The sequence below is a fragment of the Corynebacterium sp. HMSC074H12 genome, from assembly GCF_001813755.1.
GTDB classification, from domain to species: Bacteria; Actinomycetota; Actinomycetes; order Mycobacteriales; family Mycobacteriaceae; genus Corynebacterium; species Corynebacterium hiratae.
In genome coordinates this window covers 21179-42945 of record NZ_KV813929.1, presented here as the reverse complement: position 1 = coordinate 42945, position 21767 = coordinate 21179, and the positions used below count along the sequence as shown (strand labels likewise).

Below are 21767 nucleotides of genomic sequence, written 5' to 3'. Positions count from 1 at the left end.
GGGTTAGTCTAGCGCGCTAGCTCCGCCACCCGTTTAACGGCCGCCTCGATGGCGAAGTCCTCGTCCCCGCCCTGGCCCTTGACCGCGGCATCCAGCTCCGCCATGAGGATCACGGCTTTGGTGATGTTCTCCCCCGACCAGCGCCGCGCCACCGGTTGGGTGAGTTTTACCGCGTAGGGCGCCATGCCGGTCTGGGAAGCCAGCGAGTACTGATCCCCGCGCGCGGAGTAGAGCCGCGCGATATTGCCCACCTTGTTAGCCAGCGCCGAGGCGATGGCCACGGGGCTCGCCCCTAACTGCAGCGCCCGACGGCACGTGGAGACCGCCGCCTCCACGCGGCCAGCCACAGCAGCATCCGCAATATCCCAATTGGCCACCTCAGCCACGCCCACGTAATACGCGTGCACCGCCTCGCGGGTTACCTTGCCACCTGTGTCGAAGACCAATTGCGAGATGGCGGAGGCGAGTTCGCGGAGGTCGGAGCCGACGCCGTCGAGAAGCGCCTGCACCACATCCGGGGTCGGTCGCACCCCGTGCGAGGCGAACTCGCGGGTGGCCCACTGCGCGAGCTCGTTCGGGTAGAGGGAAAAGACCTCATGCACCTCGGCCGCCTTGCGCAGCGCCGCGATGAGCTCCGGCGGCTTCTTCTTTTTCTTCAGCGTCTTCGCCGTCACCGAGTAGATCAAAATGAGCGTGATGCCGGGCATCGGGTCGGCGCAGGCGTCGAGGAGGATCGTCGTGACCTCCTTGCCGGCCCGCTCCACATCACTGATGACGATGACGCGGTCCTCCCCAAACAGGGAGGGGCTGGTCGCTTCCAGGATTTCGCCTTCGCTGACCTCGGAGGCCTTGAGCTTGGTTACCTCGCCGTGTTGGATACTCAGGCGGGCGCGCTCGGCCAGGAATTCATCATCGCCGAGGATGAGGTGCACGGGGGCTGAAGACATGCCTGTCATCTTAGCAACGCCGCGATGATCCACCCGCCGAGCAACAGCACCGCGATAGGGCCGGCGGTCACGGTGGTCACGGGCATCGAGGAGGCGACAAAGTGGATCCAATCCGCCAAGGGCTCAATGAGGATCACAAGCGGCCTGCCCAGCCCCACCTGCGCCAGGGCGGCGGCGATAAGCCCCACGACGGTGATGACCGGCACGACCGGAGCCACCAGCACATTGGCGATGACAGAGACCACCGAGACCCGCCCGGACATGAGCGCGATGAGCGGCATGGTCACGATATCCGCGGCGATGGCCACGGCGAAGGCGCGGGCGACAATACCTGTGCCCAGCACGCGCAACAGCAGCGGGCTGAGTACTACGATGCCGGCGGTCGCCGCCACGGAGAGCGCGAAGCCGAAGCTGACCGCTAGGTCGCTGTCCGCCGCGAGCAGAAAGAGCACTCCAAGAGCCAGGGCATGGAGCGGCTCCATCTTCGAGGAGCTGAGCACCGCCGCCAGCCCCGCCAGCCCAGCGACGGTGGCGCGCTGGACGGAGGGCTCCCATCCCACCAGTGCCACGAACAACGCCAACGCGCTTGCCGACGCCCCCACTCTCATCCGTGGCCCCGGCACCACCAACGCGGCCGCGGTGCACACGATGGCGACGTTAGAGCCGGACACGGCACTCAAGTGCGACAGCCCGGTGTCGATGTAAAGCTGCTTGTCCTCGGGGCTTTGCAGGCTGGTATCGCCCAGCACCATGCCAGGGATAAGGCCGTTATCGCACACGGCGCGGAAGTTCTCCGCCACCGCGGCGGTCCAGCTATGGGCGTGCGCGGTGAGTTCACCGCTGAAGACGGTCTGCCCTACCCCTACCCGGTCAGACGGACCGGGGTGACCGTGCACCGTAACGAGGGAGCCGCTGAAGGCCTCCGGTTCCTCCTTGAGGAAGACCGGCAGCTGCGCCGGATAGCCGGGCACGCGCAAGCGCACCATCCATCCGGAGGCGGTCTGGGTGGGCTCGGCGGCAAGTTTTCCCGTCACCTCCGAACCAAAATGAAAGCCCGCCGCGCGCACCGAGCGCACATGCGCAAGGGTGGCGAAGATGGCCCCACTCGCCGCGCACAAGATGCCCTGGCCGCGCCACTGCCCGCCCAAGAACGCGAACGCCACGAGCCCACCCAGCAGCCAGGGGTAGCCGAAAAGTACTGCGAGCGTGGCCAACCATGCGACCACCGCGGCGGGTACGAGCCGCAGCTCTCTCACGGCCGAACCTTGTCCTTGAGCTTCGCGAACTTCGCCGGGCCGATGCCGGAGACGTCCATGAGTTGCTCCACGGTGGTAAAGCTCCCGACTTCCTCGCGGTGCGCGATGATTGCTGCTGCCGTGGCCGGCCCCACCCCGGGAAGCTCAGTGAGTTCCTCCGCGGTGGCGGAGTTGAGGGAGATAGTGTCTTCGCCCGCGGCACCTGGGGCAGCGGGAGGAGCGCCGACGGTGATCTGTTCGCCGTCGTTAAGCTTCTGCGCCAGGTTGAGGTTATCGGTGGGCACGCGCGGGCGCGCCACCTCAAGGGCGTCGTTGATGCGCGCGCCCGGTGCCAAGGTCACCAGGCCCGGCTGCTCGACGTCGCCCACGACGGAGACCACGATGTCGGCCGCCACCTCGCTGCTCGGCGCGGCCACCTCATAAGGGTTCTCCGCGCTGCGGCTCAGCCCCAGCCAGGCGAGGAGCGCAACGCCGGCTAGCCCCGCTACGACAAGCGCCAGCCAGGGTGGCACGCGCACGCGCGGAAAGTCGACGTTGAGCAGTTCTTCTTCCCCGGTGGGGCGGGTGAGGTCACGGAGGCGATCAGCAATGGCGTTCATGCCCGCGACGCTACGCAGCGCCCGCACCCCCGTCGAGGGCTTAAGCCGCAGCCTGTGGATAACTTGTTGAAGACATCAACAACGTCTTTAGCTCGGCTCCGCCGTCAGCTAAAGACCGCGGAGACGCCGATGGCTCCGGGGCCGACGTGGACCGCGAGGACGTCGGTAAGCGGCACCAGCATGAAGGATGAATCCGGCAACGCCAAGCGCAGCAGGTCCTCCAGCCGGCGGGCCGAGACCTTGTCTTCGTTGTACTGGACCACGATGAACGCCGGCTTGCCCTCCGCGCGGGAGGCCACCAGATCCACGAGCTTGGTAAAGGCCTTGGTTTGGGTGCGGGTCTTGCCCACCATCTCCAGCTTGCCGCCCTCAATCGCCATGATTGGCTTGGTGGCCAGCAGCGCGGTCGACAGCATCGCCGTGGCCGCGGACATGCGCCCAGAACGGCGCAGCTCCTCCGTCGAGCTGAGATAGACCAAGGTGTGCCCGCGCTCGAGGGTGTTGATGGCGGCGGCATAGCACTCGTCGAGTGAGGCGCCTTCCTGGGCAAGCTTCGCTGCGGCCATGGCAGCGGCACCCATGACCATGCCCGCGGTGCCGGAATCGATGACGCGCACGGTGTCGGGGAAAACGCCGGAGGCAGTCACCGCCGCCGACCACGTCGAGGACAGTTCCTTCGACAGGTGGATGGCTAGCACCCCGTCATCGCCGGAGCGCTCCATCTGACGGCCGTATAAAGCGGCCAATTCGAGGGCAGTCAGACCCGAGGTGGACAGCTCCGCGCCATCCTTGCCGTGGCTTTCCATGACGTGCAGGTCCACGACGCAGATGTCGAGCTCCTCGACGATATCCGCCGGCAACCCCGCGGCGGAATCGGTGACGACGCGAATCACTAGACGTCCGCCCCGGCGCCACCAACAACGGCGCCGCCCATGTTCCAGCCGTCGAAGTACCACTGGGCGCGGCTGACGTTCTCCGGGGTGAATTCCAGCGGGGAGAGCGGACGAGCGGCGTCGAACTCAGGCCGCGCGGTCAGCTGCGACCAATGGGTGTTTTTCAGACCGGAAAGAATCCCGTACTGGTGATGCTCAAGGCCCAAAAGGTGGCAGGTCAGCGCGGAAATGGCGCCGCCGTGCGCGACGACAAGCACCGCGCCTTCATCCCAGTCGGAGTGCTCCTGCATGAGCTCATCAATGACCGGGCGGGCTCGGTTGGCCACATCGACGCGGCTTTCGCCCTGCGGCGGCGCCCAGGTGGGGTCGTGGCGCCACAGCGCACGCGCCCCGGGGTACTGCTCATCCACCTCGGCGGAGGTCATCCCCTGCCACTCCCCCAGGTGGGTTTCACGCAGGCGCTTATCGACGGTTACTGCAAGCCCCAAGTGACGGGCGATGATCTCAGCGGTTTCGCGGGCACGGATGAGGTCCGAGGCGACAACCGCGGTGATGCCTTTATCCTCGAGCAGGTCAGCAGCAGCGCGCGCTTGGGAGTACCCTACGTCCGACAGCTCGGTGTCCAGGTGCCCCTGCATCCGTCCGGTGGCGTTGTAGGTAGTTTGCCCGTGGCGGATGAGGAGGAGACGGCGGGTCATAATTCGTCATCTTCCGGCTCTGGCTGGGCCAGGGGAATCTCATCGATCGAGTCCACGTCGCGCGGGTTGACTTCATCAGACCACTCGCCGGGGCGTTCCGGGGTGTCCAGACCGGGGATGTCGAGAAGCGGGCAGTCGTGGTAGAGGCGATCCAGGCCGTAAAACTCGCGCTGATCGTTGCGCTGGACGTGGACCACGATGGGGCCGTAATCGAGCAAGACCCACCGGTTCTCACGATTGCCTTCGCGGCGCTTGGGCTCAAAGCCCTGCTTGGTCAGCTCGTCCTCGACTTCCTCGACGATGGACGCCACTTGGCGCTCGGTATCGGCGGAGGCCAAGACGAAGACCTCGGTAATCGCCAGCACGTCGGAAACGTCAATAGCGGCAATGTTGGTGGCCAGCTTTTCATCCGCAGCCAAGGCGGCGGTTTCCGCCATCTGGCGTGCTTCATCAGTAATCGACATGACAATCCCTACACAAGTACTTTTCTCTTAAGAACTCTAGTCTTACACGACAAGGCGCATTTTCCTAGTCGAATTCCCCCCGCCTCTGCGCGGATACTACAGCGGTTTTTCCGGGTGCGGGCTGTAGAGGTGATTCTTGGCGATGTATTGCACCACCCCATCCGGCACCAGGTACCACACCGGCTGGCCCTGCTCGGCGCGGGCGCGGCAATCGGTGGAGGAAATGGCCATGGCGGGAATCTCGATCAGCTCGATGTCGTCTTGGGAGCCCTCCGGCAACATGTCCTTGCGTAGCTCGTAGCCGGGGCGGGTCACGCCAACGAAGTGCGCCATCTCCAGCATCTCTTCCCAGTTCCGCCAGCTCATGATGGAAGCGACAGAATCCGCACCGGTAATGAAGTAGAGCTCGGCATCGGGGAAAAGCTCGCGCAAGTCCCGCAGCGTATCGATGGTGTAGGTGGGGCCCTCGCGGTCAATGTCTACGCGGGAGACGGTAAAGCGCGGGTTTGAAGCGGTGGCCACCATGGTCATCAGGTAGCGATGCTCGGCGGCGGTGACCTGCTTATCTGCCTTCTGCCAGGGCTGGCCGGTGGGCACAAAGACCACCGTATCGAGGCGGAAACGGTGGGCTACCTCGCTAGCAGCGACGAGGTGGCCGTTGTGGATCGGATCGAAGGTGCCACCCATGATGCCGATGCGTTGTGGACTAGTCATGGCTGGTGAGTATACCGGCCACAGCATCAATGACCTGCACGTCCTGCTCGGTAGGCTCCCCCAGGAAGTAGGAGGCATGGCGCTTGGCCTTCGTGGCTAACGCTCGGTTGGCGGCTTCCGGGGAGAAGTCGCAGACGAAGTCACCGTCCAAGCAATAATCGACGGAGCGGTGCTCCGGTAGCCCGGCGCGGTTCTTGGTCCACGGTACTTGGTGGAGCGGATTGCCGAACGTCAGCACTGCATGCAGGCGCCCGGTATCAGCGAGGTAGCTTTGGGCGCTTGTCGCGACGAGCGCGCCCTGCGAGTAGCCGGCGGCCACCCAGCGCGGGCGGCAGCCGGTGGTGGCTTCATAGTCTTCGGCCACCTTTGGGGCGTTGCGGACACCGGTGCGCAGACTATCGACGGCCCCCAGCGTCACCGAATACGCCAAGTCCCCAATGGGGTGCTGCTGGAGGATCTCCAGGATTCGCCGCACGACGTCACGCGGGCTGAGGACCTCTCCCTCCTGCGCCAAGGGCGGCAGGTTCATGGCGGCGGGGTATGCCTCCGGGTCCAAAGCCAGAACATAAACGCCATCCATAGCGCCCGGGTGGCGCTGCTCGACCTGGTGAAACAGCGCAGCAAAGTTACGCCCCTCAAAGCCCGTGGATTCTGGCGCACGCGCGGAGTAGCACTGCGGGCCCACGTATTCGCCTTGCTCCTCGTTCTGATCCGAGCCGCGCGCGACAAGCACCGCGGTGTCGGGGCAGGTGTCGATACCGCCCGCCGAGGCCGCAGGAACGTTCAGGAGAAACGCTGCTGCGCCAAGCGCGGCACACATGCTAAGAGAAAGAGGCTTCACCCTTTCCTGTTTAGCGGAAACGAACGCTGTCTACCATGCGGCCGATGGAATCGTAGACCTGGTTATCCCACTCGTGGTAGGTGAAGAAGTACTGGCCGTGGGAGCCGCCAGTGGGCTTAGCGGCGTAGAGGGTATGGGCGGAGAGATCGCACACGGCATCGAGGGGCAGGCAGTAGTCCACGCGGTTGACGTTGGCGCGCATCTGCGGGAAGTGGCCCATCGGGCCGCCCGCACCCTGGGTCGCACCGACAACGGCCGGATCCCCGGCGCGGGTCAGCGGGTTGCCAAAGGTCACGACACCGGCGAGCTGGCCGCGGTGGGCTAGCTCCAGCTCGTGGTTGGACAGGACCATAGCACCTTGGGAGTAGCCGGACAGGATGTACTGCGGGTGGCAGCCGGTAGCGGCCTCGTAGTTGTTGATGGCGCTGGTCACGCCGCGCTTGCCGGTCTGTACGGAGTACATGAACTGGTTGATGGCGGAGACCGCGGTGTTGATGACCGGGTTGGCGTACTGTGCGGCTAGGCGCACCAAGTCGGCCGCGGTGGTGGGAAGCGACTCGTTCGGCACGGAATACTCCGGGTACGTCGCCGGATAGTATTGCGGCTCCAGCCCCAGCACGTAGACATCCTTCATCAGCGAGTTGCCACCGTGTGTTGCCTGATAGCGCGCTTCAGCGCCGTGCAACATAGCGCGAATGGATTCGCCTTCCCACCCATTGGAGGCTCGGCCACCCTGGTTGGAGTACTGCGTGGGATAGATCTGGCCGTTCTGGCCGGAGCCGCGCGCGGCGACGACGACCACGGCGGGGCACTGTTCGTCGGCATGCGCGGCGGGTGCAGATACGGTGTTCGGGACGATGAGGGCGGCCGCGGCCACGACGGCGGCGGCGACGGAGGAAGCAATGCGGGACAGCATGAGCGGAAGGCACCAATCAGTTCTTTGTTATTACCGCGCTTTAGAGTACCCAGTCCTGTCCCGCCGCGCAGCACGAACCCCACACAAGGCGAACAATCTACTCGAAAAGTTTTCGAGTAGGATGTTTTGCGCAGGTCAGGCTCGAAAAATTCCTTTCGAGTAGCTTTCGAGTAGCTTTCGAGCTCTACTCAGCTCACCCAAAAGGCCCCTCAACAAACCACACTGCCCGCGGATCGCGCGGACCATTACCCCTCCATTTCACAAGCCCCTTGTCACGCATGGCTTGCAATGCACGACGCACAGATGGAATTGACACGCCAAGAGCTTCGGCCACTTCTCCCGTAGACATTGGACGTGCGCTCGTTTCCAACGCTGCCAACGCCCCTTCAGCATGGCGGGGCAAATCCTGCAGCACTTGCTCGTTCAATCGTTGAATTGCCTTCAACGTCAGAACAACGCTGCCACTGGTCTGCACATAAGAGGGATCAGCAAAACCGACGCGGCGCATACCAGCGAACATACGCCGGATGCCCTCGCCCAGTTCTTGGCCTATGCGTAACTCAGCAGTAACGCGTGCAATGAGGGGGTTACGCGCGAAACGTGCTATCGATTCAGGCTTAGCGGGATCAACAAGACCCGGAAAACGTCCGGGGCTAGAAATCTCAATCCGACTGGGGTACACCTCAAATCGAATATGATCACCCGACATACTGTATGAACGGTGCACAACAGCGTTAACTAGGCCTTCCAGCCACACATCATGCGGAATGAGATTCTCGTCCTCAAATAACCCCGCCCCCGACAACCTACGAACCGTCGGCAGCATCCCACCGATTACCTCTTGTGCTGCACGGATCTGATCAGGCAACGGACCATCAAAGCGACGGTCTTCCATCAACTGCTGTTGCTGACCTGGCAGGCGCTCATCTTCTGCGAAGCGAAGTACTCGGATGTGAGCATTCGGGAAAAACTCTTGCGGATTCTTTCCAAACAGCAAGAGCGCGGCGGTCCGCGGACGCCCCTGGCGGTCAATCAGATTCCGCGCGTTGAGTGAATCTACGCCGGAAGACGAACCGATAATGTCAGCGTAATTTTCGACTAAGGACATATCGAGATCTTCTGAGCTAGCATGCGCCGGCACAGTAGCATCGTACTGCTGCTCGCCCTTGGTGTATCGAAGCTCGAGGATGTCATCGGCCTTGAGATGCCTAGACTCGTCTCCCACCCGCAGGTAGCACTCCCCCGACCTCAAATAGTGAACACGTTCGCTGGGCAGGATATGAAAGAGGAACACCTCTACGCCTTCGTCAATTTCGAGCGTTTCAATGCGAACTTTAACGGTCGGATCCGTATGGTCCAACGCGGTCTGCCGCAAATCGTTCCCCTGCCCCGCTGTGGGGCGGCCGTCAAACTCACGATCCGTAATCCCCACGGCAACAATGCCACCCTCAGCGTTAGCCATTCCGACGATTGTCTTTGCCAAATCCTTGGGCTTGATTCGGAACGATTTACGATCGAACCACTGATCTTCGGGCACGCTCAAGAGCAGCTGTGGCTCTTCGTGAAAGTTTCGAGTTACGCTCACAGAGCAACATCCTACTCGAAAAGTTTTCGAGTAGGATGTTTTGCGCAGGTCAGGCTCGAAAAATTCCTTTCGAGTAGCTTTCGAGTAGCTTTCGAGCCGCCTCTAGGGGCGCGTCTGGCCGGTGCCCTGCAGCACCCACTTGGTAGACGTCAGCTCCGGCAGAGCCATCGGGCCGCGCGCGTGCAACTTCTGAGTGGAAATGCCGATTTCTGCGCCCATGCCGTAGACCTCACCGTCAGTAAACGCGGTGGAGGCGTTGAGCATGACAGCCGCAGCATCCACCTCGTTGGCGAAGGTCAGCAGCACGTCAGCGTCCTGGGCGGCGATGGCTTCGGTGTGGCCGGTGGTGTACTCGGCGATGTGCGCGATGGCGCCATCAACACCGTCGACGACCTTGGCGCAGATATCCATGGAGAGGAATTCTTCGCGCCACTCTTCGTCGGTGGCCTCCACGGCGTCCTTAACGCCGAAGGCTTCGAGCTCCTTCACATCGCCGTGGATGGTGACGCCTGCCTCCTGGAGCGAGGTGATGATGCGGAGCTTGGAGGCGTCGTCAAGCGCGGCGTCGATCAGCACACCCTCCGTGGCATTGCACACCGAGGTGCGGCGGGTCTTGCCGTTGATCACCATATCGATGGCCTTGTCCAGGTCAGCGGAGGCATCGACGTAGAAGTGGCAATTGCCGGTACCGGTCTCGATGGCGGGGACGGTGGCGTTTTCCACCACAGCGTTGATGAGGCGCGCGCCGCCACGGGGGATGACCAGGTCCACCAAGCCGCGGGCGGTGATGAGGTCCTGCACAGAATCGTGGGTCTCACAGGGCAAAAGCTGCACGCCTTCGCGCGGCAAATCGAACTCCACGAGGGTGTCCTGGAGGAGCTCCACGAGCTTAGCGTTGGAGTTCTTCGCGGACTTGGAGCCGCGCAGCAGCGGCACGTTGCCGGACTTGAGGGCCAGGCCGAAGGCATCAACGGTGACGTTGGGGCGGGCCTCGTAGACCATGCCCATCACGCCGAGCGGCACACGGACCTGCTTCATCTGGATGCCGTTATCCATGGTGCGGCCCTGCAGAATCTCCCCTACCGGGTCCTGGAGGGAAGCTACCTGGCGCAGACCGCCGGCAATGCCCTCGATGCGGGCGGCGTCCAGCGACAGGCGGTCGACGAGGGACTCGGACATGCCATTAGCGCGGCCGGCCTCGATATCGAGCTGGTTAGCAGCGAGGATGTCCTCGGTGTGCGCGATGAGGTTCTCGGCGGCGCGGTTCAGGATTTCATTCTTGCGCGGGGTGGGCAGCTGCGCGAACTGTGGCGCCACCGCCTTGGCGGCGCGGGCTTTGGACAGAACTTCTTCACGTTCGGTGTTGCTCATGCTATACCAGCGTACGGAAGGTCTGCCCGCTTGTCAGGGATTTTGTGCAGCTATGGGCGCGGATCGGCCCTTAGTTAGGCCTCGAGCTCGCGGCGGCGCTCAGCGGCGGCACGCAGGCGCTCAGCGCGCTTTTTCTTTTCCCCTTCGGACAGCTCATCGAAGAGCTCTTCATCCGACTCGCTGAACTTCAGCACCCCGCGCGCAGCCCAGGAAGCGAAGAACGCGATGACTGGCGAGATCCAGAAATAGCTCCAGTCAAAGACGAAGAGGCCCAGGAAGAGCGCGATCATCGCCACTGACCAAATGACGGAATCCACTATCTGCACCTTGCGTCCGCGGGAGAGCATGTCCTCCAACTCCGCCTCGTGGCGGCGTGCGGGTGTTGTGGCGCTTGGGGTGGAAAGCTCCGGCAGGTCCGCAAAGAGCTTTTCGACGTCTCCGCGCGTGCGCGCCGCGGCAGCCTCGCCGGTGCGCTGCTCAAATTCATCGGGGCCCAACGCACCGTTGACGAAGTGCTGGCTCAACTGCTCCAGGGCCTCAGAGCGCTCCGCATCACCAACGCGGATATCGGGGTTCTCCATTAATAACCTGCCTTCGGGTCAACCAGAGTGGGCAGCTCCTCCCCCGCCGCGAAAGCCTTGGCCACCTTGATGGTGTGCGCGCCAATCTTCTCGCGCACGGAGCGCTGCGTATTGGCAATGTGCGGGGTGATAACCACGCGCTTATCCTGCCATAGCGGGTGATCCTCCGGCAACGGTTCGGGGTCGGTGACGTCGAGTGCGGCACCCGCGATCTCGCCCGACTCGAGTGCTGCGAGGAGGTCCTCGGTGTTGATGAGCGGGCCGCGGCCCACGTTGACCACGACCGCGTGATCCGGCATCTGCTTAAAAGCTTCCGCATCCACCATGTGGCGGGTCTCCGGGGTCAGCGGAGCGATAAGGACGAAGTAATCCGCCTTCGGCCAGACCTTGTCCACTTCAGAAATCGGGTAAGTCTCCTCCGCGCCCTCGACCGGGTTGCCGGAGCGGTTCACCGCGATGATGCGCGGCCCGAAACCAGACAGCATGCTGATCAGGCGCTTGCCAATGCCACCGGCACCAATAATGGCCACCGTCTTGTCGTCGTAGAGGTAGGACGTGTGCGCCTCCATCTCTGCATAAGAATCAAACGTGCCGTTGACGCGGCGGTGCGCATGCAGCTGCGCCAGGAGCAACGCGATGGTGGATTCAGCCACCGTGTTGTCATATACCCCGGCCGCGTTCGACCACGGCACGGTGGTCGCCTTCATGGCATCCAAGACGTGATCCACGCCCGCCGAAGGAATCTGCACGAAGCCAATGCTCTCCGGCAGCGGGTCCGGGAAGTCAGTGCCGTTGCCGGTGTAGATGAGGAAGGTGGCCTCATCAAGCGGGGCGCGCTCAAAGCCCGCGGCATCGAGCACCTCGATGGTTTCCTCCCAGGGGTGTGGTTCGATGGCGTACTTCATGCACATCCTCCTTAACTAATAACCGGCGTCTGGATCGACGCGCGTGGGCATATCCTCGCCGCGCTCCCATGCGGCGGCGTTGGCATTGAAGATAGCACCCAAGTGGTACTGGGCCACGTGATCCGATGCCGCCATGTGCGGGGTCAGCGTGGCGTTGGGAAGCTCATAGAGCGGGTGGCCATCCGGAAGCGGCTCCGGATCCATGACCTCGAGGCCCGCTCCGGCGATCTCGCCCGTGCGCAGTGCATCCACGAGATCATCAGTCACCACGGTGCTGCCGCGGCCGACGTTGATAAACACCGCCGAGGGCTTCATGGCGCGGAACACAGCGGCGTCAAAGAGAGCTTTCGTGGCGGCCGTCGCCGGCAGGATGCTCACCACGAAATCCGCCTCGCCCCATGCTTCATCGACGCGCTCGATGGGCAGGGTCACGTCCGCGCCGTCCACTGGGCGGCCCGAGCGGTTCACCGCGGTGATGTGCACGCCAAAGGGCCGGAGATAGGCCATGAGCTGCGTGCCGATTCCTCCCGCGCCCACGATGAGCACGCGCGTAGGCCCCTGTTGGTCATAGAGCCAAGCCTGGGATTCATCGAGTTCACGCGCCACCGACCACGACTTCGCCAGGGCGAAAGCCTTGTGGTGGTGCGCCTGGGAGAGAATCAACCCCAGCGCGGATTCCGCCACGGGCTTGGCAAAAGCGCCGGCGGAGTTGCACCACGGCAGGCCATCGCGCCGGATAAGCCCGGCCTCGATGTGCCGGTTAACCCCGGTGAAGCAGTATTGCACCCACTGGATATTCTCCGGAATCTCCGGGGTCTGCGCCGGGTCCGAGGCGGTGTTCACAAAGACCTCGGCTTCCGCCAAGCTCTCCACGCGCTCGTGCCCGGCTGCGTCGATATCTGCCACGGTCGCTGCCCACACATCGGGGCCCATGAAATAGCGCATTAAATTCGGGACGCGAAATTGGACAGGTAGTCGGCGTGAACAACCGGGCGGCGCATGTCCTCCGGCAGCTCCTCGGTGTGCTTGCCCAGCAGGTTGCGCAGCGTGGCGGAGTCATAGCCCACCTCACCGCGGCCAATGACCTGGCCCTTGGGGCCCATAATGTCCACGATCTCACCGGCGCTGAACTCACCCTTGATATCCGTGATGCCCACGGCCAACAGGGAGTTTCCGCCGCGGACCACGGCTTCCATGGCGCCCTCGTCGAGGCGCAGCGAGCCGCCGGTATCCGCGCAGTAGAGCGCCCAGAACTTCCACGCAGACAGGCGGCGCTCCTCACGGGTGTGGAAGACGGTGCCTACGGAGGCGTCGTCAAGCGCCTGTCCGATGTTATCCGCCGAGGTCAGCAGCACGGGAATGCCGCCGCGGGTGGCCAAGCGCGCAGCAGAGACCTTCGTGGCCATGCCACCGGTGCCGACCTTGCCGCCGTCACCAGCAACAACCGCCTTGAGGTCCTTGCCGGTGCGCACCTCCTCGACGAACTTGGCATCGGGCTCCGCCGGGTTCTTGTCATAAAGGCCGTCCACGTCGGAGAAGAGGAAGAGGGCATCCGCGCCAACCAAGTTGGCCACGAGCGCGGAGAGGCGGTCGTTATCACCGAAGTGCATCTCGGAGGTCGCGACGGTGTCATTCTCATTAACGATGGGCACCGTGCGCATCTGGCGCAGGCGGTCAATGGTGCGCTGGGCGTTGCGGGCGCGATCGCGCTTGCCGACGTCCGACGCGGTCAGCAGCACCTGCCCAATGGTCCGGTTGTAGCGGGCGAAGGATACGCCCCACTCGTAGGCGAGGTGGACCTGGCCCACCGCGGCAGCTGCCTGCTTGGTGGCGAGATCGGTGGGGCGCGTGGTCAGGCCCAGCGGGCCCATGCCCGCAGCCACCGCACCGGATGAGACGATGATGATGTCCGAGACATTCATGCGGGCGCACACAGCGTCAACGATCTTGTCGATCTTCTCAGTCGAGGTCACGAAGTCATCGCGCGTCAACGACGAGGAGCCGATCTTGATGACGATGCGCTTGGCCTTGGAGATCTCCTCACGCAGGGGTGAGGAAAAACCACTGGATTTTTCCGACAGCGTGGTCGTCTCCGGATAGTCCATGTCCGGGGTTGGACCCTCAAAGGGTTCGAGGGGAAGAGGATAGTCGATCTGGTTGTCGTGTTCGGATGACATACCGGCTCAGTATACCGGGCTAGCCCTGCCAGCGATCGCGGTTTGCGGACTCGCGCGTGACCTCCCCATCCGTGCCAAAGTCGAACTCGTCGACGAGACCGCGGCGCGCCTGGGAAGCGCGCTTACGCTCGGCAGCCGAGACTCGCTCGGTGCTCATGAGGCGGCCATCCTGTCCGCGGCCAGCGTCGGTCGCGCGGCCACCAGCCATGGGCTCGTACTCGAAGGTGATGTCCCCGATGGTCACGGGGCAGCCTTCCTGCGCGCCTTGGCGGTGCAGTTCCTCTTCGACACCGGCCTTGGCAAGGCGGTCCGCAAGGTAGCCCACGGCCTCGTCGTTTTCGAAGTCCGTCTGGCGGATCCAGCGGTCGATCTTTTCGCCTTCGACGATGAAGCCGCCCTCCACCTCGGGGTCTGGGGTGACGGTGAAGTCGGCGAACCTGCCCTTCTTTTTCTTGCCCACGGACTTCGGCTGAATAATGGTGTGGTTCTTGTCCGCGGCGACCTTGGGCTGAGCCTTGCGGTGCTCGTTGACCATCTCCATGAGCTTGTACTTCAGCGGGTCGAGGCCCTTGCGCGCGACTGCGGAAATGATGAAGACGGGCCAGCCGTACTTCTCTTCGAGGTCACCTTTGACAAATTCTGCTAGCTCTTCGGCCTCGGGAATGTCCGCCTTGTTGAGGATGATGACGCGCGGGCGCTCGCGCAGATCCCCCAGGCCGGTGTCCTGCTCCAGCAGCTCTTGGTACTTGGCCAGCTCGGTCTCGAGGGCCTCGATATCAGAGAGCGGATCGCGGCCCGGCTCGATGGAGGCGGTATCCACCACGTGGGCCAGGACCGCGGTGCGCTCGATGTGGCGCAAGAAGTCGAGTCCCAAGCCCTTGCCCTCGGCGGCCCCAGGGATCAGGCCCGGAACATCCGCCATGGTGAAAGACTCATGGCCCATGTCCACTACGCCCAGGTTGGGCTGGAGGGTGGTGAAAGGATAGTCACCAATCTTCGGCTTGGCCGCCGAGAGAACAGAAATAAGGGAGGACTTACCCGCGGAAGGAAAGCCCACGAGGCCGACGTCCGCCATGGACTTCAGCTCCAGGATGAGATCGCGCGCCTCACCAGGTTCTCCCTGCAGCGCAAAGCCCGGAGCCTTACGAGCAGCCGAGGCCAGTGCTGCGTTACCAAGTCCGCCGAAACCGCCCTCCGCAGCCACGAAGCGGGTCCCCGGGACCGTGAGGTCCGCGAGCATCTCCCCATCCTCGGTATAGACCACGGTGCCTGCCGGCACCTCCAGAATGAGGTCCTTGCCGCGCGCGCCGTTGCGCCAGTCGCCAGCACCGTTGCCGCCACGCTCGGATTTGATGTGCGGGCGGTAGTGAAAGTCCATCAGCGTATGGATTTGGGTTGAGACCTCCAGCAAGATGTCTCCGCCGTGGCCGCCGTTGCCGCCATCGGGCCCGCCGAGCGGCTTGAACTTTTCGCGGTGAACGGAGGCGCAGCCGTGTCCGCCATCGCCTGCCTGCAGGTGCAAAACCACTCGGTCAATGAATCGTGCCATGCCCGTTAGTCTAACGGTTCCTGGCATACCGTCCTAGTTGAGCACTGCCGGGGATCTGAAGCCCACGGCCCCTTTAGTCTTCTCCACGCTCTCCCGCCACGCCGGCCGCGTGAAAACGACAAAATCCCGAGCAAACGCTCGGGATTAAGCCATGAAGCTCTTAGGCAGTTGCTTCTGCAGCAGCCTCTTCAGCCGGAACAATGTTGACCAGACGACGGCCACGCTTGACGCCGAACTCAACAGAGCCTGCAGCGAGAGCGAACAGGGTATCGTCGCCGCCGCGACCAACGTTCTCACCCGGGTGGAACTTGGTGCCGCGCTGACGCACGATGATCTCGCCGGCCTTAACCTGCTGACCACCGAAGCGCTTGACGCCGAGACGCTTGGACTCAGAATCGCGACCGTTGCTGGAGCTGGAAGCACCCTTCTTGTGTGCCATGTGGTTTTCCCTCCTTTAGGGATGAATTAGTGCCGGTTAAGGCTTACTTGATACCGGTAATCTTCAGCGTGGTCACCGGCTGACGGTGACCGAGGCGACGCTTGTAACCAGTCTTGTTCTTGTACTTGAGGATGTCGATCTTCGGGCCCTTGCCCTGCTCGACAATTTCAGCGGAGACGGAGACCTTCTCGAGGTCTGCGGCCTTCGACTTGACGGTTGCGCCATCGACGAGCAGAACCGGGGTGAGAGCAACGGAGGAACCCGGCTCACCCTCGATCTTCTCGACCTTGACGAGGTCACCTTCAGCAACCTTGTACTGCTTTCCGCCGGTCTTGACGATCGCGTACATAGAGGGCTACCCCTTATCTAAACTCGGCTCGCTAGCAGCTGGGTGGTGCCGCTAACGAATGGACATTGGACATTGGCGTTTAGAACCACATCCGCGAGAGACGTGCGGAAACCGCAGCGCGTCCCATCGAGCGCATTCATGGTCTAAACAGCGACTGTCAAAGACTACCCCGTGAGGGGGCGAAAAGGCAAAACGCCTTTTCTAGCGCGACCTGCGCCGTGCTACTCGACGCCTCCCGCGCCCGCCCCTGCGCCTTGTCGACGCCGTAGTCTCCTCGCGCTCCTTCGCCTCAGTGCTGTGCTCCGCGCCCCTACCGCGTTCCTTCGGTGCCGGCGCGGATTGGCTCTGCGCCATCTTGCGCACCACTCGGCGGCGACCGCGGCTGCGGGTCGCGCGCACGTTCATGTTCTCGCCCGACTCCGCGGCCTTGCGCTCTGCCTTGGCCTCCTTTTTAGAGGTGGCCAGCGGAGCGTCCTTGGCTGGGGTCTCGTCCTGTGCAAAGTCTTCGCGCTTCGGGCGAATATCCGAACGGGAATTTCCGCGTGTGCGGCGCTTGCGGCGCGGCGAGTTCTCGAAAGCCTCGACGGCTTCCTCGTAGGTTGGCTCCGAGCGCTGTGCGGAGGACTTCTTCTCCGCTTCAGCGTTCTTAGCGTTCCTATCCTGCTTGCCTTGCTGCGCGCGCAAGCCCTCACTCGTCTCCTCGCGCTGTGGCTCCCGGAAGGTACGCGTTGCCCGGCGCGGCTTGCGCGAGCGCTTCTGCTTGGATTTCGGCTTCGATCGCTTCGCTTCCAGGCTTTCCGCTACCGCGTAGCCAATGGACGCGCTATCCGGCGTCTCCGCGTCATCGTCGTCCACGACGACCACGCTGGCCACGAGTTCCTCCAGCGAAGATTCTTCGTCGCGCGCTGCTTCTTCATTGTCAGCACGGGCAGCCTCATGCTCGGAAGCGGCATCGTCGTCCTCGCGATGCATACGGACGGCGGCCGGGTGCTTCTTCGGATCGCGCTGCGGTGCACGGCGTTCCTTACGGCCGCGGCGCTGCGGCTTCGAGTTATCCTCTTCCGTCTCCTCATCAACCGGGTACTCGTGAATGATGATTCCTCGGCCATGGCAGGCCTCGCACTCGGTGGAGAAAGTCTCGATGAGGCCGGTGCCCACGCGCTTGCGCGTCATCTGCACCAAGCCCAGTGAGGTGACCTCAGAAACCTGGTGACGAGTCCGGTCGCGCCCCAACGCTTCCTTGAGGCGGCGCAGCACCAGATCCTGGTTTTCCGGCAAGACCATATCGATGAAGTCCACGACGATCATGCCGCCGATATCGCGCAGGCGCATCTGGCGCACGATCTCCTCGGCCGCCTCGAGGTTATTTCGCGTCACCGTCTCTTCCAGGTTGCCGCCGGAGCCGGTGAACTTGCCCGTGTTGACGTCAATGACCGTCATGGCCTCAGTGCGGTCGATGACGAGGGTGCCGCCAGACGGCAGCCACACCTTGCGGCCCAGGGCCTTCTGCAGCTGCTCATCAATGCGGTAGGCGCTGAAGGCATCCTCGCCATCGTGCTCGCGGGCGTCGTATCGCACCACGCGGTCGGCCAAGTCATGCGCCATGGAATCAACGTAGGCGCTGACCGTGTTGTAGGAACGCTTGCCGTCCACCACCAAGGTGCTGAAGTCCTCGTTGAAAAGGTCACGCACCACCTTGATGAGCAGGTCCGGCTCTTCGTACAGGGTGACCGGCTTGGCGCCCTTCGTTGCCTTTTCGTGCGCGGCGCGGGCGCTAATGTCCTCCCACAATGAGTGGAGGCGGTTGACGTCGGACGCGATGTCCTCCTCCGACACGTTTTCCGCTGCGGTGCGGATGATGGCGCCGCCATCCCCCGGGATGACGCGCTCCAGAATCCCCTTGAGGCGCTTGCGCTCCGGCGCCGGCAGCTTGCGGGAAATGCCCGCGCTGCGCCCGCCCGGCACATACACCAGGAAACGACCGGCCAGGGAAATCTGAGTGGTCAAACGTGCGCCCTTGTGCCCGATGGGATCCTTGGCCACCTGGACCAGGACTTGGTCACCGGACTTCAGCGCGTTTTCCACCTTGCGGCTGCGCCCACCAATGCCCAGGGCGCGCCAGTCGATGTCTCCCGCGTACAGCACGCCGTTTCGGCCCTGTCCGATATCGACGAAGGCGGCCTCCATCGAAGGCAAGACATTTTGCACGCGGCCCAAGTAGATATTGCCAATCTGGGAAGGGTGCGTCTCGGTCGTGACAAAGTGCTCGACCAGGAGATCATCCTCCAGCACACCAACCTGGGTGATGATGCCAGCGCCGTCGGTACGCTGCTTATCGCGCACCACCATGGTGCGCTCTACAGATTCGCGGCGCGCCAAAAACTCCGCTTGGGAGACGATGTGCTGGCGCTCGCGGCCCTTCTCCCGCAGCTCCGCACGGCGGCGACGCTGCGCCTCGATGCGGGTTGAGCCCTTAATCGCCTTCGGCTCGTCGATGTGCTCGACTTCCTCGCGGACTACCCCGCGGCCTTCTGCTCCGCGGCCACGAGAGGTACCGCGGCTGCCGCGACGGCGACCGCGCGGCTGGCTTGCCGGTGCCGAATCTTCCTCGATTTCTTCCTCGCGTTTTTCTGACTTCTGACGCTTGGCCAGCGGAGTGATCTTCGGCGCCATGAAGACCGGCGCGAAGTCGTACACGTCCGGGTCTTCCTCAGCCATCGGGGTGATCAGCGGAGTGAGCTCGTCGTCCTCGTCGCTATCACCGGCCTCGGCGAGCGCCTCGTGCAGCATTTCGGCATCGACCTTGTCGACGATCTGCGAAATCTCGTTATCAACGTTCTTGCGCACGCGCTCGCGCAGCTTTTCTTCTTCCTCGCTCAGCTGCTCCGGCTGCCCGGCCTGTTCAGTATCCTGTGTCGAGTCCTGTGCCTGTGCAGCTTCCTGCGGCTCCCCCGCGCCATCCTGTTGCGCAGCAGACTCTTCCGGTGCGGGTTCCTCTGCCTGCTCCTTCGGCTCAGCCTTCTTGCCTGCCTTGCTCACGCGCTTCGCCGCGCGCTTGGTGCGCTTCTTCTTCACCGTCTTCTCCGGCTTTTCCTCAGCCGGGGCTTCAGTAGTTTCTTCGACAGGTTCTTCGGGGGTCTGCGCAGCATCGGCCGTGACTGCAGCCTGCTCGGCGTCCTCGGCGGCGGCCTGATTGGTGTCCTCAGTGGCTGGCACGAGGGCATCGATAAGCTGACCCACCTCCTCCGGCGTAAGTGTGGATTGTGCGGACTTCTTGATGCCCATCTCCGCGAACTGGGCCACCAATTCCTTGGAGGCCACGCCCACCTGCTTAGCCAAGGCATAAAGGCGAGTCTTAGGCGCGAGCGCCTCGCGGTCAATCCCCGCTACAGCCGCGGCCAACGTCGATTCAGTGCGTGCTTCTTCTGTTTCTGTTTTCTTCTTGGATGCCATCAGTGGCTAATCTCCTGACGTTGTGCTCACCCCGGGCGCAGGTTGCCGCCACACGGCGGTGAGACTTTGAAAAAATTCTCTTCATCTTTATTTAGTTGTCAGTGCCTTCCATTCTGGCACAGAGCTCGACCGAGGCTCACATGTTAGTATCGCCGCTATGTCCGACAGCGCGCCCACAAACACACCGGCAGAGCGGAAAATACCTGTCCACGCGCCACGCACAGTGGCGCAGGCGCGCGCTCGTAACGAGATTGCACTGCGGGATATTGTGACCGTGGCCGTGCCCGCGGGCATCGCCTCCGGCCTTCGCGCCGTTGACCTCCCTTACCCCTACGCGGTCCCGGTCTACGCGGTACTCATCATGGTGATGCTCTACGGAGTCTTCCGCATCATTCGCAGCGAGCCGAGGTTGGTGCAGGCCTCCCAAGAAGAGTACCGGGCGGGCGATTACCCTCTTCTCGCCTATTTTCTACCGGTGCTTGCTATCTTCTCCCCTCTCATCACTGAGGGAATTAAATCCACCGGGATTATCGGCGATGTCTCACCCAACCCTATCCTTATCGCCGCTGGACTTACTGCTTTCTCCATCCCTGCGTTCATCTTCGGTGGCCGCGCTTTCGGTACCACCTCCTACCGAGTGGGCAAGCGACGCATCAAGGCCATCACCGAACAAGGAAGCCTCGAAGGCGTCACTCAAGCGAGCATCGCCGCAGTAGAAACTCACCCGGAAGTCCTCAGCGGGCTAGTCGCCGCCGGTGCAGTCACTGGCAATACCACCTCCATCTCTGAGCTGGGGCGGCTGATCGGCTACGAGGAGGGGCTCGAAGAAGAACTCCGTGAACTCGAAGCGGCCGGCGTGGTGAAACTGCCTGGTCTCATCAAGTGGAGTGGTGAGCGGACCTTTAACATCACTCTGACCGAAGCTGGCGTGCGCAGCATGGACGCTGCACGCACGCGCTAGCGCGGAAGAGTGGCATCTCCCGGGAAGAGTTTCGGGCCAATCCAAAGTATGAAATAGACCAGACCAACGAGGACTGGAATCTCAACAAGAGGACCAATCGTTCCGGCAAGGGCTTGAGCAGACATCGCTCCGAAGGTGCCGATGGATACTGCAATAGCAAGCTCAAAGTTGTTTCCTGCTGCAGTGAACGCCACGCTGGCAGACTGCGCGTAATTCATGCCAACGGCCTTTGCTACGCCCAGCGACAGCACAAACATGCCCACGAAGTAGATAACCAGCGGCACGGCCACGCGCACTACCGTTGCTGGCTGCTCCACAATGTGCTCGCCCTGCAGGGAAAAGAGCAACACAATTGTGTACAGCAGACCAATCATGGCCAGGGGCGATACGGCTGGGAGGAAGCGGTTCTCAAACCATTCCCGTCCTTTTACCTTTTCGCCCCACACGCGAGACAGCGCACCCAACAGGAACGGTATGCCCAAGAAGACGAGTACGGCCTTGACGATGGCCCAGAAGGAAAAGTCAGCGCTCGTCGTGTCCAGGCCCAGCCATCCGGGGAGGACGCGCAGGTAGAACCAACCCAGAACACCAAACATAGCGACCTGGAAGATGGAGTTCAGGGCGACAAGCACAGCCGTTGCCTCGCGGTCAGCGCATGAGAGGTCCGACCACACAAGCACCATGGCGATACAGCGAGCAAGGCCCACGATGATGAGGCCGGTGCGCAGCTCCGGCTGGTCCGCCAAGAACAGCCACGCCAGGGTAAACATAAACGCCGGCCCCACCAGCCAGTTGAGGACGAGCGATACCGCCATGAGGCGGCCATCCGTGGCAATTTCCTTGGTCTTCTCGTAGCGAACCTTGGCCAAGGGTGGGTACATCATGACGAGGAGACCAATGGCGATCGGGATGGAAATCCCGCCGATTTCAACGGCGCCCAAGGCTTGGCCAATCCCGGGAATGAAGTGGCCAATGAGCAGTCCGGCAGCCATCGCCAGAATGATCCACATGGGTAAAAATCGGTCAAGAAAAGACAACTTCGGGCGCTGCGACACAGCCATGTCCCCCC

The 21767-nt window shown here is 62.9% G+C and carries 21 protein-coding genes; 1 reads left to right on the top strand and 20 read right to left on the bottom strand.

What is annotated here, in order from left to right; all coding sequences use genetic code 11:
- Positions 1–8: 8 nt before the first annotated feature.
- The 19 genes from holA to HMPREF2932_RS08915 all read right to left on the bottom strand — a co-directional run bounded on the left by holA (position 9) and on the right by HMPREF2932_RS08915 (position 19737).
- The gene (gene holA / locus HMPREF2932_RS09005) at positions 9–956 is read right to left on the bottom strand and encodes a DNA polymerase III subunit delta (protein ID WP_071410015.1); all 948 of its coding nucleotides are present in this window, start codon (positions 954–956) and stop codon (positions 9–11) included.
- Positions 953–2203, bottom strand: coding sequence for a ComEC/Rec2 family competence protein (locus tag HMPREF2932_RS09000; RefSeq protein WP_071410014.1), 1251 nt, complete (start codon positions 2201–2203; stop codon positions 953–955). Before HMPREF2932_RS09000 ends, holA begins: the two co-directional genes overlap by 4 nt.
- The gene (locus HMPREF2932_RS08995; protein ID WP_071410013.1) at positions 2200–2802 is read right to left on the bottom strand and encodes a ComEA family DNA-binding protein; all 603 of its coding nucleotides are present in this window, start codon (positions 2800–2802) and stop codon (positions 2200–2202) included. The genes HMPREF2932_RS09000 and HMPREF2932_RS08995 overlap by 4 nt, the downstream gene beginning before the upstream one ends.
- Before the next feature lie 104 nt (positions 2803–2906).
- Entirely contained in the window at positions 2907–3695 is a 789-nt protein-coding gene (locus HMPREF2932_RS08990; RefSeq protein ID WP_046648993.1) for a DegV family protein, read from the bottom strand.
- Positions 3695–4393 carry a histidine phosphatase family protein gene (locus HMPREF2932_RS08985; RefSeq protein WP_070517903.1) on the bottom strand — a complete coding sequence of 233 codons (699 nt, stop codon included), beginning with the start codon at positions 4391–4393 and terminating at the stop codon, positions 3695–3697. Before HMPREF2932_RS08985 ends, HMPREF2932_RS08990 begins: the two co-directional genes overlap by 1 nt.
- On the bottom strand, positions 4390–4857 hold the full coding sequence (gene rsfS, locus HMPREF2932_RS08980) for a ribosome silencing factor (protein WP_046648992.1): 468 nt from the start codon (positions 4855–4857) through the stop codon (positions 4390–4392). Before rsfS ends, HMPREF2932_RS08985 begins: the two co-directional genes overlap by 4 nt.
- Positions 4858–4953: 96 nt before the next feature.
- Positions 4954–5571, bottom strand: coding sequence for a nicotinate-nucleotide adenylyltransferase (nadD, locus tag HMPREF2932_RS08975; protein WP_049156470.1), 618 nt, complete (start codon positions 5569–5571; stop codon positions 4954–4956).
- A complete protein-coding gene (locus HMPREF2932_RS08970) occupies positions 5564–6412 on the bottom strand; it encodes a cutinase family protein (protein ID WP_070754964.1) in 849 nt (282 codons plus the stop codon). The genes nadD and HMPREF2932_RS08970 overlap by 8 nt, the downstream gene beginning before the upstream one ends.
- Positions 6413–6422: 10 nt before the next feature.
- Positions 6423–7328: a cutinase family protein gene (locus HMPREF2932_RS08965; protein ID WP_070701349.1), complete on the bottom strand. Its 906-nt coding sequence runs from the start codon at positions 7326–7328 to the stop codon at positions 6423–6425.
- Positions 7329–7521: 193 nt separating this feature from the next.
- The gene (locus tag HMPREF2932_RS08960; RefSeq protein ID WP_070509975.1) at positions 7522–8913 is read right to left on the bottom strand and encodes an RNA-binding domain-containing protein; all 1392 of its coding nucleotides are present in this window, start codon (positions 8911–8913) and stop codon (positions 7522–7524) included.
- Positions 8914–9015: 102 nt separating this feature from the next.
- The gene (locus tag HMPREF2932_RS08955) at positions 9016–10284 is read right to left on the bottom strand and encodes a glutamate-5-semialdehyde dehydrogenase (protein WP_071410012.1); all 1269 of its coding nucleotides are present in this window, start codon (positions 10282–10284) and stop codon (positions 9016–9018) included.
- A gap of 74 nt (positions 10285–10358) precedes the next feature.
- Positions 10359–10865, bottom strand: coding sequence for a DUF1707 SHOCT-like domain-containing protein (locus tag HMPREF2932_RS08950; protein WP_071410011.1), 507 nt, complete (start codon positions 10863–10865; stop codon positions 10359–10361).
- Positions 10865–11770, bottom strand: a complete 906-nt coding sequence (locus tag HMPREF2932_RS08945) for a D-isomer specific 2-hydroxyacid dehydrogenase family protein (RefSeq protein ID WP_071410010.1) — start codon at positions 11768–11770, stop codon at positions 10865–10867. Before HMPREF2932_RS08945 ends, HMPREF2932_RS08950 begins: the two co-directional genes overlap by 1 nt.
- Before the next feature lie 15 nt (positions 11771–11785).
- Positions 11786–12715 (bottom strand): D-isomer specific 2-hydroxyacid dehydrogenase family protein, encoded by a 930-nt coding sequence (locus HMPREF2932_RS08940; protein ID WP_071410009.1) that lies wholly within the window; start codon positions 12713–12715, stop codon positions 11786–11788.
- Entirely contained in the window at positions 12715–13875 is a 1161-nt protein-coding gene (gene proB, locus HMPREF2932_RS08935; RefSeq protein ID WP_232751595.1) for a glutamate 5-kinase, read from the bottom strand. The genes HMPREF2932_RS08940 and proB overlap by 1 nt, the downstream gene beginning before the upstream one ends.
- A gap of 91 nt (positions 13876–13966) precedes the next feature.
- Positions 13967–15496 (bottom strand): GTPase ObgE, encoded by a 1530-nt coding sequence (gene obgE / locus HMPREF2932_RS08930; RefSeq protein WP_049157130.1) that lies wholly within the window; start codon positions 15494–15496, stop codon positions 13967–13969.
- 160 nt (positions 15497–15656) lie between these two features.
- Positions 15657–15935: a 50S ribosomal protein L27 gene (gene rpmA, locus HMPREF2932_RS08925; protein WP_010190882.1), complete on the bottom strand. Its 279-nt coding sequence runs from the start codon at positions 15933–15935 to the stop codon at positions 15657–15659.
- 43 nt (positions 15936–15978) lie between these two features.
- Positions 15979–16284 carry a 50S ribosomal protein L21 gene (gene rplU, locus HMPREF2932_RS08920; protein ID WP_010190885.1) on the bottom strand — a complete coding sequence of 102 codons (306 nt, stop codon included), beginning with the start codon at positions 16282–16284 and terminating at the stop codon, positions 15979–15981.
- Positions 16285–16485: 201 nt separating this feature from the next.
- Complete coding sequence (locus tag HMPREF2932_RS08915; RefSeq protein WP_046648983.1) at positions 16486–19737, bottom strand: translation initiation factor IF-2 N-terminal domain-containing protein; 3252 nt, start codon at positions 19735–19737, stop codon at positions 16486–16488.
- A gap of 157 nt (positions 19738–19894) precedes the next feature.
- Here HMPREF2932_RS08915 and HMPREF2932_RS08910 point away from each other — a divergent pair, with 157 nt between their 5' ends.
- Positions 19895–20698, top strand: a complete 804-nt coding sequence (locus HMPREF2932_RS08910) for a hypothetical protein (RefSeq protein ID WP_049157132.1) — start codon at positions 19895–19897, stop codon at positions 20696–20698.
- Here the strand turns inward: HMPREF2932_RS08910 and arsB are convergent.
- Positions 20695–21759 (bottom strand): ACR3 family arsenite efflux transporter, encoded by a 1065-nt coding sequence (arsB, locus tag HMPREF2932_RS08905; protein ID WP_049157134.1) that lies wholly within the window; start codon positions 21757–21759, stop codon positions 20695–20697. The genes HMPREF2932_RS08910 and arsB overlap by 4 nt on opposite strands.
- Positions 21760–21767 lie beyond the last annotated feature (8 nt).